Genomic DNA, 14,520 nt, shown 5'->3' with positions numbered 1-14,520 from the left:
AGACCTTGTTCTGCCGCTGCTGTCTCTGTTTCTTCTCATGCTTGTTTTTCTCTGATCTCGGCGGGTACATGGTTCACTCCTTAATCCTGATCTAAGCTTAATCTCTTTACACCAAACTGATGTTATTATACCAGCAAGCCAAGAACAAATAGAACCCCTGCCGGAGCAAAGGGTTCTATTTACACAGTTCTTAAGTATGAAATTCAATGCGGCAGGCCGCTTCGATCAGATAGATCTGCCGGAAGCCATCGCCTCGGCAAGCTCTTTCGCCTGCTTGATGCAGTCTGGCAGCCCGACGCCTCTAAACGCCGCTCCGGTTGCATAAACACCGGGCAGCTTGCCTCGGAGCTCCTGCTCAAAATGGCTGAGATGCTCTAAGTGCCCGACCGGATACTGGGGCATGGACTTCGGAAGACGCGTAATCTCCACAAACTGCGGCTTCGCTTTGAGGCCCATCAGTTCTTTGAGATCTTTAAGCACAAGCCCGGTTAAATCCTCGTCCGGCAGAAAGACATTTTCTTCCTCGCCCGACCGGCCGACGTAGCAGCGCAGCAGCACCTTGTCGTCCGGGCTGGTATGCAGCCACTTTGTCGAGGTCCAGGTGCAGGCGGTGATGTTACGCTTCTCTTTTCTCGGAACAAGAAACCCGGAGCCGTCAAAGGTCTCGCCGAACTCCTGTTTGTCGAACGCAAGCACGACATTGGCCACCGATACATAGTTGATCGCCTCAAGCGCCGAGGTATCCACATGCCCGCGGAGGAAGTCCGCTGCCGCATAAGCCGGGGAAGTTATAACAAGATCGCTTGCATGAAGCTTCTCACCGTCAGCCAGAGTGACTTCATAACCGCCGCCGGCTGTTTTTGCAAAAGAAACGGCTTCCGCTTCTGTCCGGAGCTCCACATCATTTAAGTCATGAATCAGGCCGTGAATCAGGCTTTGCAGGCCCTGGCGGAACGTAAGAAACGCACTGCGTTTAGTGCCCGTATGCGTCTCGACCGGCTTGCGACCTGTCATCATCCCGCGGATCAGGCTGCCGTAGGTTTTCTCCACTTCACCAAACTGGGGAAAAGTCGCCTGCAGGCTCAGATGCCGCGTGTCGCCCGCATAAATACCGGCAAGCAGAGGCTCGGTCACATTTTCGAGCACCTCTGAACCAAGCCGGCGTTCAATAAAATGTCCCAGCGATTCGTCGCCGGCCGTCTTGCGCGCCGGAATCATAAAATCCATCAAAGCCCGGAGCTTCGCCCTGCCGGAAATGAGCCCTGTCTTCAAGAAAGGCTTCAGCTCCGTTGGTATGCCGAGCACCAGGCCGCCCGGCATCGGATGCAGGCGGTCACGGCTGACAATGTAGGTCTTCTTGGACTGCGGATTCTGCTGCACAAGCTCATGATCGAGCTCCAGCTCCTTGGCCAGATCAATCATTGCCGTCTTGCGGGCCAGAAAGGAATCCGGCCCTTTCTCAATTACAAAGCCGTCGCGGTGGAGCGATTCGATCTTGCCGCCCAGCACCCTGCTTTTCTCCAGAACCGTAATCTGCGGACGGAGTCCCTTCTCCCGGTAAAACTTGCGGATGTAAAATGCAGTGCTCAGGCCCGTCAGCCCCCCGCCAATGATGAGAACGCTGCTTGAAGAAGATTCGCTCATCCCGATCATTCCTTTTCCATGACATCAAATACGGATTCGCATAATGCCTGTATATAGAGCGGGTCGCTGTTCAGCATGTCAATCCGTTCAAGCCGCATGTCCAGCTCTTTGGCGATCGCCTTCGCTTCAATATCCAGATCGTACAGCACTTCGAGGTGGTCGGACACAAAGCCGACCGGCGCTGCCAGCACGTCCTCAACCTGCTCAGCGCTGAGGGACTTGAGCGTATCCAGAATGTCCGGGCCGAGCCACGGTTCTGCCGTCCGGCCGGCACTCTGCCACGTAAACTGCCACTGGGTGATCCCGAGTTTCTCGGCAACAGCCTTGGACGTAGCAAGCAGCTGATCCTGATAAGGATCGCCCATGTCCAGAATTCTTGCCGGCAGGCTGTGCGCACTGAACAGGACACGGACCTGATCCCGCTTGGCCCCCGATTCCTCAAAGAGATCCAGTTTGCTTGACACCTTGCGGCTGATCGCTTCGATCAGGGAAGGATTCAGATGATACTCCTTCACAAATTTCATGGATATGCCAAGCTCACCGGCTTTCGCCTCCGCCCGCTTGATATAGCTGCCGACGCTCATTATGGAATAATGAGGAGCAAGCACGATGCCGACCGCTTCCTTGATACCGTCTTTGGCCATCTGCTCCACTCCGTCTTCGATAAACGGCGAGGTATGCTTCAGCCCTTGATAGCAGACAAACTCGGCGTCCGCTTTGCCTTCGGCTGACAGCTTGTTCAGCGCCTGCTGGAGGGACTCGGCCTGATGATCCGTATTGGCCCGCAGCGGGAAAACGCCGCCGACAATCGCCTCATAGCGGTCGGTCAGCTCTTTGAGCTGTTCCTCGGAAGGGCGGTTTCCTCTCCGGATATGGGTGTAGTACGCTTCAATTTGATCCATGCTGGCCGGAGTTCCGTAGGACATGACCAGCACGCCGATTTTCTTAGTCATAGAATTACCACCTTTAAGGGTTAGAGTTCAATTAACGTTCATAAGTAGATTTGCGCTTGCGGATCGCTTCAGCAGAATACTCATGGATGAATTGCGTCAGCTCATGCAGCTTCTCAAGCGATGCCTCCGGGAACAGGCCGTGGCCAAGGTTAAATACATACCCCGGCTCCTGAATGCCCTCGTCGATGATCGCCGCCGCCTGGCGTTTAATAACATCCATAGGCGCGGTCAAGATGTAAGGGTCCAGATTCCCCTGAACCGCATGTCTGCCTCCGAGTCTTCTGCGGCCTTCAGCAATGGATACCCGCCAGTCGAGGCCGATCACATCCGCCTGCAGCTCAGTCAGAAGAGGCAGCAGCTCGCCGGAGCTGACGCCTGGAAAATATATTTTTGGCACATTCAAATCCTGAAGTTCGGCAAAAATACGTTTGATCGTCGGCAGCACATACTGCTCGAAGTCCTTTGGAGCGAGCGCTCCGACCCAGCTGTCAAACAGCTGGAACGCTTGGCCGCCGTGCGCCACATGCGCGCGGAGATAAGCGATGACCATGTCGCCGAGTTTGTCCATTAACCGGTGCCACAGCTGCGGTTCGCCGTACATCATGCTTTTGGTGCGGATGTAGCTTTTGGAAGGACGGCCTTCAATCAAATAGCTGGCAATCGTAAAAGGAGCCCCTGCAAAAGTAATCAGCGGGACATCCAGCTCGTGGTTTAGAATCTCAATCGTCTTCAGAATGTGCGGCAGATCGCCTTCCACGTCAATCGGCTTCAGCCGTTCGATGTCTGCTGAGGTCCGGATCGGGTTATCGATAACTGGACCAATATTTTTGACAATATCGAAATCAATTCCGATCGAAGCGACCGGATTCATAATGTCCGAATACAGAATAGCAGCGTCCACGCCCAGTTTCTTGACCGGCATCATGGTTACTTCTGCTGCCAGCTCGGGCTGTCTGCATATTTCAAGAAGGCTGTATTGTTCCTTGATCTTGCGGTAATCCGGATCATATCTGCCTGCCTGGCGCATGTACCAGACCGGGAGCTGATCCACTTCCTGCATCAAGCAGGCGCGAATAAAACGGTCATTGTATGTCATGAGAACTGCCTCCATCATAAAAGAATCCCTAAATTACATTATGCCCTTTTTAAAAGTAAGTAACAACCATCACAAGCTTGCAAGCCTTGACAATTCTCCGAATCTTGCAGATACACATAATCCGGCAGAGAAAGGAAGTGCAGCCCTTTGAATTCGTGGAAAATCAACCTCCTCGTGCTCTGGTTCGGCGCGTTTATGGTCAACTCGGGGATGACCATGATTACCCCATTCCTATCTCTTTATCTGTCCCAGAATTTGCATGTGCACGGGGAAAAAGCCCTCGGCCTGTGGGCGGGACTTATCTTCGGCGCCAACTTTGCTACTTCGTTTCTGTTCCAGCCGTTATGGGGGAAGCTTGCAGATAAATACGGCCGAAAAATCATGCTGCTCCGCTCCGGATTCGGCATGGCCGTCGTCATTACCCTCATGGGCTTCGCCACCGCCCCCTGGCAGCTGCTCCTCCTTAGGCTTCTGAACGGTACGATATCCGGCTTTAACCCGGCCGCCATCTCCCTGATCTCAAGCACGACTCCCAAGAAAAATATGGGGTTTGCCATGGGAAGCATCCAATCCGGCACCGTAGCCGGTACCATTCTGGGGCCGCTTATGGGAGGACTGCTCGCCAGCAGGGTCGGCTACCGCCCAATCTTCTACATTACAGGAGCCCTGCTCTTCGGCGCATCGCTGCTCGCCCTTCTCCTCGTCCAAGAGAAATTTAACCGGGTCGAAGCAGCGAAGAAAGACGAGGTTTCCGTTATCGCCGGCTTCCGGGAGCTGGCCAAAACGCCGCAGCTTCCGGCGCTGTTCGCGGTCACGTTCCTGCTGCAGTTCGCCATGATCAGCCCGATGTCGATCCTGCCGCTTTATGTCGAGAAGCTGCATGGTTCTGCTGTGAACCTGCCGTTCTGGGCCGGCTTCGTGACCGCAGTTACCGGGCTGTCCAACATGATCGCCTCCCCGCTCCTCGGCAAATATTCCGACAAAGTCGGAGCGCATAAGATTCTGACATTCGCCTTAATCGGAGCGGCGGTGACGATGATTCCCCAAGCTTTTGCAGGGTCGGTCTGGCAGCTTGCCGGCATCCGCTTTCTGATGGGGGTGTGCATGGGCGGGCTTCTGCCAAGCGTCAACGCCCTGATCCGGTTCTATACGCCTGACGGGATGGAGAGCCGGGCCTTCGGCTTTAACAGCAGTACCCTGGCCCTCGGCAATATGCTGGGCTCCCTCATTGGCGGCTTTCTGTCCGGATTTATCGGAATCGAGGGGCTGTTCATCATTTCAGGCATTTTAATGCTCTTTAATACCGTATGGGTGAGGATGAGCCTGTACCGCAGAAAAATCGATAAAGCCGCTGCACCCCGCTGATTTATAAAGATGACGGCGGCTCTACTTGACAATCGCCAGCGCCAGCCCGTCATAAGCCGGCAGGAAGGTGCTCATCAGGCGGGGATCAGCAGCAATCTGCTCATTAAACTTGCGCATAATCTGAACAGACGGCCCGTTCTTCTCCGGATTCAGCGTCCGGCCGCGCAGCAGTGTATTATCGCCGACGATAATGGCTCCCGGATGGGCCAAAGCAATCGCCTTTTCCAAATAATTCACGTAATTGCCTTTGTCAGCATCAATAAAAAATAAATCAAACCGCTCGCCGCGCTGCTCCAGTATGTTCATGCTGTCCAGCGCCGGGCCCACCATATACTGTGCCACGCCCTCAAAGCCCGCAGCAGCCATATTCCGGCCGGCCAGCCCGGCGTTAACCTCGCTGATTTCGAGGGAGACAAGCCGTCCCCCGGCGGTAAAGCCGCGCGCCAGACAGATCCCGCTGTAGCCGCCGAGCGCGCCGATTTCCAGCACCGCTTTCGCTCCGGACATGCGGACCAGCATCGTCAGCAGCCGCCCGTATCCGGCCGCCACCGAAACATCCTGGATTCCAGCCTCTTCCAGTGAATGTTTGACATTCACCAGCACTTCATCTTCCTTGTAGAGCTCTTCACTGTATTGTTCAGGTGTAATCACCGTATCCTCCTTGATCACTAAGCAAATTCGGTTTGTATCTTGGGAAACATTCCCCTATACTAAATTGTATGGTTTTTGGACGATCCCTACAAGTGTAAACGGAGTGAGAACATTCATGGCAGCTAAACTGCAACTAATCGCCACAGCCCCGATGGGACTAGAAGCTGTGGTCGCCCGGGAGTTAAAAGAACTGGGATATACGGATATTAAAGTGGAAAATGGACGAGTCTCCTTCCCCGGGGATTTGATCGACATCTGCCGCTGCAATTTGTGGCTGCGCACGTCGGACCGGGTGCTGATCAATATGGGCGAGTTCGAAGCCCGCACCTTCGACGAACTGTTCGAAGGCACGAAAGCGCTGGAATGGCAGGACTTCATTCCGGCGAACGGCGAATTCCCGGTGGAGGGCCGGTCGCACAAATCGCAGCTCAGCAGTGTTCCTGCGTGCCAGGGCATCGTTAAGAAAGCGATTGTCGAGAAGCTGAAGGGCACTTACCACACCGAATGGTTCCCGGAGAACGGCCCGAGATACGTCATTGAAGTCATTCTGCTGAACGATGTGGCTCTGCTGACGCTCGACACCACAGGCGCAGGCCTCCACAAACGGGGCTACCGCAAGCACGCTACCGAGGCGCCTCTCAAAGAAACCCTTGCCGCAGCGCTGATTCAGCTCAGCCGCTGGAACCCGTCGCGCCCCTTCTATGATCCGTGCTGCGGATCAGGCACGCTTCCGATCGAAGCGGCTATGATCGGCTGGAACGTCGCGCCGGGACTGCGCCGCTCCTTCAATTCGGAGAACTGGCCGGTCATTCCCGAGGAGCTTTGGGAACAGGCCCGGGAAGAAGCCTTTGACGCGGTGGATGACTCCATCCCGCTCGAAATCACCGGCAGCGACATTGATCCTGAAGCGATTGAGATCGCTAAAGCTGCCGCGAAGGCAGCGGGCTTTGCCAAGGAGATCAAATTCCATGCCGCGCCAGCCGTGCGCATGACCAAAACAGGCGAATACGGCTGCCTGATCACGAACCCGCCTTACGGCGAACGGATCGGCGAGGAGAAGGAAATCCGCAGGCTGATCACCCAGCTGGGGCGGCTGTACGCCGAAATGCCGACCTGGTCCTTTTTTACAATCAGCCCTACGCCGACTTTCGAGAAGGACTTCGGCCGCCCGGCGGACAAGCGGCGCAAGCTGTTTAACGGACGGATTGAGTGCCAGTATTATCAGTATCTGGGCCCGCTTCCGCCAAGAAACCGGGATTAAAGGGAGCCGGCCTGACCGGCGCCCTGCTATTTTTGGATGGACCTGATTTAATCGGATTATTGATTCATCCGGCCCCACGACGTGGGGTTATTTTTCTTGGAAAGGAGCGGCTGTGCCGACAATGATTGATTCTTCTTTAGGTTTGCCTGCAAGAAAACGGCTGCTCTCCGTCTGGAGATATGGCAGCTATCTCCTCTTCCTGTACGTCATGGTGCTGAAGCTGTGGTACCTTCATTCACATCTTCATGCCCGCTATATCGACATGAACAGGCTGGACTTCGTCATCGCAATAGGCTCGCTGATGGCGGCCTCCTTCTGGACGCTCTGGCTCTCTGTGCGCGGACAAATCATCGCATTGATCGTACTGGATGTCCTGCTTACCGCGCTGATCTATTCCGATCTCATCTATTACCGCTATTTCCAGGACTTTATTACCCTCCCTGTGCTGCTCCAGGCCGGTCAGGTGGGCGAGCTCGGCGACAGCATCAAGTCCCTGCTTCACTGGACGGATCTGCGTTTTGCCGCAGACTGGGCCGTGATGCTCATCGGCTTCCCGACTTTAAAAGGAATCAGCAGACGGATCGCCCTCCGGACTGTCAAGACTTCACCCTTGTCCGAGGGGTTGTCCCCATCACTGGTTCCTTCGTTATCCGCTGTTAGATCGGCCGCTCCACGCATGGAGCGCATAGAGAATATTGGGCCCCTTGGTCAGAAGAGAAGCCTGCGCTTCAGGCAGAGAGTGGTCCGGGCCTCTAACGGATTGGCCGTGCTGGTGCTGGGACTTGGCCTGTCCATCGGCCCCATCAAGCATTACACAAGCTCCTGGGCGCAAGGGCTGCTGACGGGCAATTACTGGAGTATGTCGCTGTACAATGTCACGGGACTGCTGGGGTTCCATGTCTATGATGTATACCGGTTTGCCAAAGATCATATCGGTGGCGATCCTCTGAGCGCCGAGCAGAAGCAAGACATTCAGGACTGGTTCAGTCAGGCCGGGCAGAGCCGGGACGTCCGCAACGCGTCCTTCGGGGCCTACCAGGGCAGCAATGTCATTGTGATTCAAACCGAGGCGCTGATGAACTTCATGATCGGCCGGAAGATAGGCGGACAGGAAGTGACGCCTAACCTGAACAAGCTGCGCGAGAGCAGCCTGTATTTCTCGAACTATTACCATCAGACCGGCCAGGGGCGGACCTCGGATGCGGATTTTTCATCCAACGCCTCCCTTCATCCGCTGCCAAGCGGCTCGGTGTTCACCCGGTTTGCCGATCATCAGTTTGATGTCCTGCCGCAGATCCTGAAGGATACCGGCTATCATGCTTTCGCCTTTCATGCCTATGACAGCAGCTTCTGGAACCGGCTCGCCATGTATCAGTCTATGGGATATGATCAATTCTTCAGCAAGAAAGATTACCTGATCGACGAGCCGCTCGGCTGGTCTTTGGGCGATAAATCGTTCTTCAAGCAGTCTCTGGCCAAACTTGCCGCCGAGCAGCAGCCTTTCTATTCCTTTATGATCACGTTATCCAGCCATCATCCCTACTCGCTGCCGGAGAAAGAGCAGACGCTTGACGTCGGTTCCTTTGAGGGGACTATGTTTGGCGATTATCTCGAAGCCGTGCATTATGTGGACGGAGCGATCGGCGAGCTGGTGGAGCTGATGAAGGCGCAGGGGCTGTGGGATAATACGATACTGTGCATCTATGGAGACCATGACAACTCGTTGACCGGCCAGGCGGATTATGAAAAATTCCTCGGCCGCAGCCTTACGGAGCTCGACATGCACAAAATCATGAATCAGGTGCCGCTGTTCATCCATCTCCCTGACGGCAAAATGGCGGGCACCTATACCGAAGCCGAGGGCCAGCTGGATCTCGCCCCTTCCCTTCTGCATCTGCTCGGCATCTCGACTGCAGCCAAGTATATGATGGGAAGCAATATGTTCGACGGCAATCCGAACCATCTTGTGGTGCTGCGCACCGGCGCTTTTACAGACAGCAGACTGCACTATATCCCTTCACCGGACGGCTTGTTCGAGAACGGGACCTGCTACAGCGAAGCAAGCGGGGAGCAGGTCGGCATTGAGCAGTGCAGGGCGGAGAATACGGAAGCCCAGAAACGGCTGGAAATTTCCGATCAGACGGTTACTTACGACTTAATCAAAGAATTTGAACAGCAAAACGGCACCCCTTAGGATGCCGTTTTGTTTATTTTTACCTGGAATATGCACTTATTAGGACTGCACAGGTTTCTTGATAAAAGGCTCTACCTTAGCCAGCACTTCCTCTTCCGTTGGAGCGCTGACATAACGTCCATTGACATAAACAAACGCCCGCTTGCCGCAGGGGCCGCAGTAGGATTTGCAGCCGACCTTAATGTCTGCGTCGGGAGCCATCTTCTGCAGCTTGGGCAAAATCGTCTTCATACGGGTAAAATTGCATTTATCGCATATGCGAATATCGTTGGCCATGATCTCTCCTCTATTTCTTATTGATCAATGATCGCCATGATTGCCTTGGGAAGGATTCGTAATGACAAATCCCTCTTCCGGGAAATAAAGATAGTCAATCTTCACCCCGCTCAAGAACGGCTCGTTCAGGTCGATCACAACATCAATTTCTTTATCTGTAGGCACTACAGTGTCCGTTTCAGACGGCTTGACCAAATCCAGACCGTAGTGGGCATGGTCGCCGTGAGCATGAGTAACGAAAACTTTAAGCGCCATTCCCTTGTTCTCTTCTTTATCCAGCTCTCTCTTTATCACTTTCGCCGCATTGCGGGTAATCTTAACGCTCATCGTTCTCGCTCCTGTCCGGTTGAAATAACATGAACTAACATTCCTATTGTAAAGAATCCGCCTGGGCTTCGCAAGGACAAACCCCAGCCAATCCATGACAATTCAAGTACATCGTTTATCGGAGGCTGGGGTTCCGCCGCTCTACCCTGTCCACAAACCAGTTCATCAGGAGCAGCGTAACGGCCATATCGTCAACCGGAATAAAGGGAAGCACATCAGGAAGCACCCAATAGAGGACGGCTGGCACCAGCAGGAGCAGCTTGTCCATCCAGGGAACCCGGGGGGAGAACAGCAGCCCGGGCACTCTTTTGAAGACGTGAATCCAACGCCGGACCGACCAGATCTTTCTCCACTTCATGGTTATCCCTCCTATAAAGATAGGATACCCCATTTCCGGGCTTTCGAAAAGCTAGAAGGACATGGCCCCCGCAAGGATGGCCGATACGTCCTTATAAATGTCGTCAAAATCGCTGGCAGGCAGCGGATTTATTCCTTCCCCCACCTCAATGGTAAAGCCCGGCCTGCGGAATTCCTGAATAAACCAATCTTTATACCCGGCATCGCTGCCTCCAAGCTTGACGGCCCGGTAATGTCCCGCTGCAGCAAGCTGCTCCGCCATCTGCTCCGCTTCCTCCGGCTCGTAATCCCGGTAATTCCAGTAAATTTCTTTCCCCTGGCTGTGCAGCGACAGCACCCTCTCAAACGGAACCTCTCTCGTCAGCGCAGCCAGAGCTGCCGCTTCCGGTTCGCTCAGCGGCTCAGGTCCGCTGTAATCCTGCCGGGCCGGCTCCGCCACCCCGCGCCGCTCCCGCTCCTCCTCCCAGAATGCCGGAAACTGGTCATTCAAATCCACTCCCCGGATATTTGCTTTCCAGCGGGAGAAATCAGGGGACTGTTCGTTCCACGCCAGCAGCCTGCTTTGGTAAGCCCCGCAGTGGACGGCTCCGTTCTGGGCCAGATCCACGCCGTCCGGATTAACCATCGGTACCGCCCACAGCGTATAGTCACGGTACCAGGCCTCCGCCTGCCGGACGCTCATTCCGGCGTCTTTCGGCCGGCCCTGAAGCGCTGCAGCATAGTCCTCCAGAAAATGCAGCAGCAGCACCGAGGTTATCCATTCATTCGCATGGACAGCCGCATTCATATGGATATGACGCGAGCCTTTTCCGATGCGCACGCACCAGATCGGTTTGCCCAGGACGCTTTGGCCGATCGAAGCAAATTTCAGCACATCGTATTCCTGCTGCAGTCTGCTGCACTGCTGGCAAAATTCGGCATATCTGAACTTTTGACCGGCAATATGAACGATCCTGTCCGGGCTGTTCCCGTAATGGGGTATGATCATGCCTAACACCTCCACCTCTTTGCTAAACTGTATGACGGCGTTGTTGTCCGATATAACCTTGTTAAAGTAAACGCTTTCAATTCATAAACTGCAAAATCTTATACGAGGCAGCAGAACATTAAGGGGAACACCCTGTGCCCGGTAACGGGCAGCAGGGCCAGCGTTGGTTCTTATCTGATTCGGTTCTTATCTGATTCGGTTCTTATCTGCTCTGGTCCCTATCTGCCATCGTCCGCCATCCGGCCCACATGCCAAACGATGGGCGTCAGATGAATTTCTTCGCCCAGCCATTCCCGGGCAATCTGCCGGAACTTCACTTCATCCCCGCTGCAGAAAAATTGATGAATCGGCGTTTCCATGCCCCGCGCAAGCTGGCCTTTCTGGTACAGCACCGTGCTGATTTCACGCGCCGTTTCGTCCGCTGAGCTGATCAGCTTTACATCCGGACCCATGACCTTTCCGATTGCTTTGCGCAGAAACGGATAATGCGTACAGCCCAAAATCAGGCAGTCAATATCATTCTGACTCATACGCGACAAGGAACGCTGGACAACATCCCTTGTGTGATCCGTATCGAATTCTCCGCGTTCAACGAGAGGCACCAGATCCGGGCAGGCCTCGCTGATGACCTCAATATATGGGGAAAGCTCCTTAAGTGCTGCCAGGTAGGCTCCGCTTTGGATCGTTCCCACCGTGCCGATTACCCCGACATGCCCGGTTTTGGTGGCGCTGATTGCAGCGCGGGCTCCGGGATGAATGACGCCAATTACCGGAATCGGCAGTTTATCCGAGATAAAGTCAAGGGCGGCGGCCGTCGCGGTATTGCAGGCGATCACGACCATTTTCGGATGAAATTGAATCAGAAAATCTACAATCTGTTCGGTAAAAAAGCGGACCTGTTCGGGAGTACGCGGACCGTATGGCGCTCTGGCCGTATCTCCAAAATAAATGATTTTTTCCCGGGGCAGCTGGCGCATCACCTCTTTGGCGACTGTCAGTCCGCCCACTCCTGAGTCCAATATGGCAATGGCTTGATGCACGAACATACCGCTTCCTTTACTTAGGTTTATCTTGCTCTCCGTTACTTTATGCCGGTCCCGCTTAAAGGGTACCGGCGGCGGCTGGTCTGCCGTTTCCTGCAAGATGGACAAGCTGGCAAACCAAAGAGGCCTCCTTCCGGAAGCCCCGCTGATGAAACCGTCTGCTGTTTACTTCACCGTAACTTCCGGGCTTCTTTCCTCCTCGATCTCCTCTGCGGCATCAGCCTCCAGAGTTTCCTCGGAGAGATCTTCTTCTATTCCTTCATCCTCAGTGGCTGCTGGAACGGCTGTATCCTGCTCGGACGATTTATCTTTACCCAGCCGGGACTGCACATCCTCCACCAAGTTACCGGCGGCTGTTTTGATCCGGGAGTAAAGCTCTTTGCTCTGCTCACTGACTTTGCCTGCCGCTGCCTGGGTCTTCTCGGCTGCCGTCTTGGCGCCTTCAGCGATATCCTGACGCAGCTCCTTGCCTGGCTTAGGTGCAAACAGCAGGGCCGTTACCGATCCGGCCACAGTTCCGATTACAGCACCCCAAAGAAAATTTTTACCCGATTTGCCCATCATCCATCTCTCCTTATGCGGCGGCGCCCGCTTACGGTTCCGGGCGAATGCCTAATGTTTAATACATTATAAGCAGGATGGGCTTGACCGGTCACAAATTGGGGCAAACATTTTTAATAAGCGAGCTCCTGCTCCAGATACTTGCGGACCTGTGCCGCAAATTCAGTTAACGCGCCAGTCAGCCGGGCCGTATCCGTCTGACGTCCGGCGGCGTCCAGGAAATATTCCTGCACCAGCGGCCTGCGCAGACGCACGAGCTCTTTCAGCACAGCATACAATTCGTCCCCGATCACCTGCTCATCGTGGATGATGTCCATAATATCTTCGTAGCTGCTGGCATCGCGCATAATGAAGCCGTCGATCAGATAGCTCCCCACGTCCGTGACTACTTCAAGCGCCAAATGCAGAGCTCTCTCTTCCGCATAGCGGTAAAGCACATCATGGCTGGAATGCTGCGAGGACTTGTCCAGCACCTGAATCATTTCAGGCAAAACATTCAGCCTCAAATCGATTTGTTCACGATTGACATAATACATGTGCGTCCCCCTCTAGCATGTCTGTCTGCTGCGGCTGCCTCCCGGCAGTTAGAATTCGTAATCCACAACCGTCTGGGACTCCCGCGCTTCGGTCATGTGCTCAATTACCTTCTTATGTTCGGGATGCACCTGATACCCTTGAAGATCGTCCAGCGTACGAAAAGTTGCTTCAAGGGAAAGGTCATAGGAACGCGGAGTATTGACAATATTTTTACCGATATGAAGATCAACCAGCTGCTCGACTTTGCCTTGCATGCCGTTAAGCACAGCAAAGGTCTTCTCCACACTTTCCGGCGAGTTATCTTTCAGTTTGAATAGTACGATGTGCTTGATCATGAGTGCCTCATCCTTTACAGGTTAGTGGTTGAACCAAAATTTCCTGACCAAAATATATCATATCTGTTTAAATAGATGCCAGCGGCGAAAGAGGGCTATCCGCGGCGGTCAGCATGAAGATACCCGAAGAAATATAATGCCGTATAGAAAATGAAGGTCACCATAAAGAGTTTTATGCAAAAATGAGCGGCAAACGACCTTTGGCCGGCAGCAAACACCAGGTCCGGCAAATCGCGGGCAATCATCCGCGGATTCTGCCACAAATCCCAAGTGTTCCACCGGATGAACCGGCCGATATAAATGCCGAAGCTTCCGATTCCAAGCATGAGGCAGGCAAACACCCAGCCCGCTGCAGAGCCCAGGCGCCGCCGGACCTCCGTGTGAATGGACAGCAGTGTGAAGGAACTGAGCAGCAAGCCTAGAACCGCCGTCAGAAACAAAGCCAGCAGATGATCCCAGAAGGGCATCACCGTCCAGAATCTCGCTTCAGGGTTCACCGGATAATTGACGAACACATGCAGCAGATCGGTTACGAGGTATGCGGCATTCGGATAAAAGACTAGCCACAGCACGAAAAATCCCGACGCCGCCAGCTGCCTGAACCGCCCGGCCGGCAGAAGCAGCGCCCAGTCCATCAGCACCATAAATGCTGCCGGGAGCCAGGCGAGAAATACATTCCAGAAAATAAACCTGTAAGGCCTGCGGCCTGACGCAAGCTGAAGATCATATACAAGCTTCACGCATATTACCGAAATAATGGCTAGAACAAGGATGACTATCCATTTTGCCGGATAACGAAGTTCCGATTTCGTTCTCATTGCTCCTCCTTATGCTGTTTGACAAACCCATTAATTGCCCGTCAGGGCGGTTTATTCCTATTTTATTCATATAACTTTTATTCATATAACGCCTAAGCCGGCGCTTAAGTTACA

The 14,520-nt window shown here is 54.0% G+C and carries 16 protein-coding genes; 3 read left to right on the top strand and 13 right to left on the bottom strand.

Translation table 11 applies throughout. The features are described 5' to 3' along the window. Window positions 1-225 precede the first annotated feature (225 nt). The 3 genes from hemG to hemE are packed head-to-tail and all read right to left on the bottom strand — an operon-like array spanning window position 226 to window position 3,693. Window positions 226-1,644: a protoporphyrinogen oxidase gene (gene hemG, locus FCN15_RS13500; RefSeq protein WP_138495519.1), complete on the bottom strand. Its 1,419-nt coding sequence runs from the start codon at window positions 1,642-1,644 to the stop codon at window positions 226-228. A 5-nt stretch (window positions 1,645-1,649) separates the two neighbouring features. Further along, window positions 1,650-2,597, bottom strand: a complete 948-nt coding sequence (hemH, locus tag FCN15_RS13495; RefSeq protein ID WP_138495518.1) for a ferrochelatase — start codon at window positions 2,595-2,597, stop codon at window positions 1,650-1,652. 31 nt (window positions 2,598-2,628) lie between these two features. Continuing rightward, window positions 2,629-3,693, bottom strand: a complete 1,065-nt coding sequence (gene hemE, locus FCN15_RS13490) for a uroporphyrinogen decarboxylase (RefSeq protein WP_138495517.1) — start codon at window positions 3,691-3,693, stop codon at window positions 2,629-2,631. A 147-nt stretch (window positions 3,694-3,840) separates the two neighbouring features. On the opposite strand from hemE, the gene FCN15_RS13485 reads away from it, so the two are divergent. Further along, window positions 3,841-5,058: an MFS transporter gene (locus FCN15_RS13485; protein ID WP_138495516.1), complete on the top strand. Its 1,218-nt coding sequence runs from the start codon at window positions 3,841-3,843 to the stop codon at window positions 5,056-5,058. Between the two features lie 21 nt (window positions 5,059-5,079). Here the strand turns inward: FCN15_RS13485 and FCN15_RS13480 are convergent, their stop codons facing one another. Continuing rightward, window positions 5,080-5,709, bottom strand: a complete 630-nt coding sequence (locus tag FCN15_RS13480; protein WP_138495515.1) for an O-methyltransferase — start codon at window positions 5,707-5,709, stop codon at window positions 5,080-5,082. A gap of 115 nt (window positions 5,710-5,824) precedes the next feature. Between FCN15_RS13480 and FCN15_RS13475 the strand changes: the two genes are divergently transcribed. Both FCN15_RS13475 and FCN15_RS13470 read left to right on the top strand, forming a co-directional pair. Continuing rightward, window positions 5,825-6,970: a THUMP domain-containing class I SAM-dependent RNA methyltransferase gene (locus tag FCN15_RS13475; protein WP_138495514.1), complete on the top strand. Its 1,146-nt coding sequence runs from the start codon at window positions 5,825-5,827 to the stop codon at window positions 6,968-6,970. Between the two features lie 121 nt (window positions 6,971-7,091). Beyond that, window positions 7,092-9,164 (top strand): LTA synthase family protein, encoded by a 2,073-nt coding sequence (locus FCN15_RS13470; RefSeq protein WP_420819578.1) that lies wholly within the window; start codon window positions 7,092-7,094, stop codon window positions 9,162-9,164. A 39-nt stretch (window positions 9,165-9,203) separates the two neighbouring features. Here the strand turns inward: FCN15_RS13470 and FCN15_RS13465 are convergent, their stop codons facing one another. The 9 genes from FCN15_RS13465 to FCN15_RS13425 form a co-directional block, all read right to left on the bottom strand. Further along, the gene (locus tag FCN15_RS13465; RefSeq protein ID WP_138495513.1) at window positions 9,204-9,440 is read right to left on the bottom strand and encodes a YuzB family protein; all 237 of its coding nucleotides are present in this window, start codon (window positions 9,438-9,440) and stop codon (window positions 9,204-9,206) included. A 24-nt stretch (window positions 9,441-9,464) separates the two neighbouring features. Then, window positions 9,465-9,767, bottom strand: coding sequence for a HesB/IscA family protein (locus FCN15_RS13460; protein ID WP_138495512.1), 303 nt, complete (start codon window positions 9,765-9,767; stop codon window positions 9,465-9,467). A gap of 115 nt (window positions 9,768-9,882) precedes the next feature. Beyond that, window positions 9,883-10,125 carry a YkvA family protein gene (locus tag FCN15_RS13455; protein WP_138495511.1) on the bottom strand — a complete coding sequence of 81 codons (243 nt, stop codon included), beginning with the start codon at window positions 10,123-10,125 and terminating at the stop codon, window positions 9,883-9,885. 51 nt (window positions 10,126-10,176) lie between these two features. Continuing rightward, the gene (locus tag FCN15_RS13450; protein ID WP_138495510.1) at window positions 10,177-11,112 is read right to left on the bottom strand and encodes a M14 family metallopeptidase; all 936 of its coding nucleotides are present in this window, start codon (window positions 11,110-11,112) and stop codon (window positions 10,177-10,179) included. Window positions 11,113-11,330: 218 nt separating this feature from the next. Beyond that, complete coding sequence (gene racE / locus FCN15_RS13445) at window positions 11,331-12,158, bottom strand: glutamate racemase (RefSeq protein WP_203232145.1); 828 nt, start codon at window positions 12,156-12,158, stop codon at window positions 11,331-11,333. A gap of 162 nt (window positions 12,159-12,320) precedes the next feature. Further along, entirely contained in the window at window positions 12,321-12,719 is a 399-nt protein-coding gene (locus tag FCN15_RS13440) for a YtxH domain-containing protein (protein WP_138495508.1), read from the bottom strand. Between the two features lie 110 nt (window positions 12,720-12,829). After that, entirely contained in the window at window positions 12,830-13,252 is a 423-nt protein-coding gene (locus FCN15_RS13435) for a DUF86 domain-containing protein (RefSeq protein WP_138495507.1), read from the bottom strand. 48 nt (window positions 13,253-13,300) lie between these two features. Further along, a complete protein-coding gene (locus FCN15_RS13430; RefSeq protein WP_138495506.1) occupies window positions 13,301-13,588 on the bottom strand; it encodes a Dabb family protein in 288 nt (95 codons plus the stop codon). 95 nt (window positions 13,589-13,683) lie between these two features. Next, the gene (locus tag FCN15_RS13425) at window positions 13,684-14,406 is read right to left on the bottom strand and encodes a DUF1361 domain-containing protein (RefSeq protein WP_138495505.1); all 723 of its coding nucleotides are present in this window, start codon (window positions 14,404-14,406) and stop codon (window positions 13,684-13,686) included. Window positions 14,407-14,520: the final 114 nt, after the last annotated feature.

The sequence above is a fragment of the Paenibacillus pinistramenti genome (assembly GCF_005869875.1).
GTDB classification, from domain to species: Bacteria; Bacillota; Bacilli; order Paenibacillales; family Paenibacillaceae; genus Fontibacillus; species Fontibacillus pinistramenti.
The sequence above is the reverse complement of the archived record's forward strand: the minus strand, read 5'-3'. Positions and strand labels throughout refer to the sequence as shown.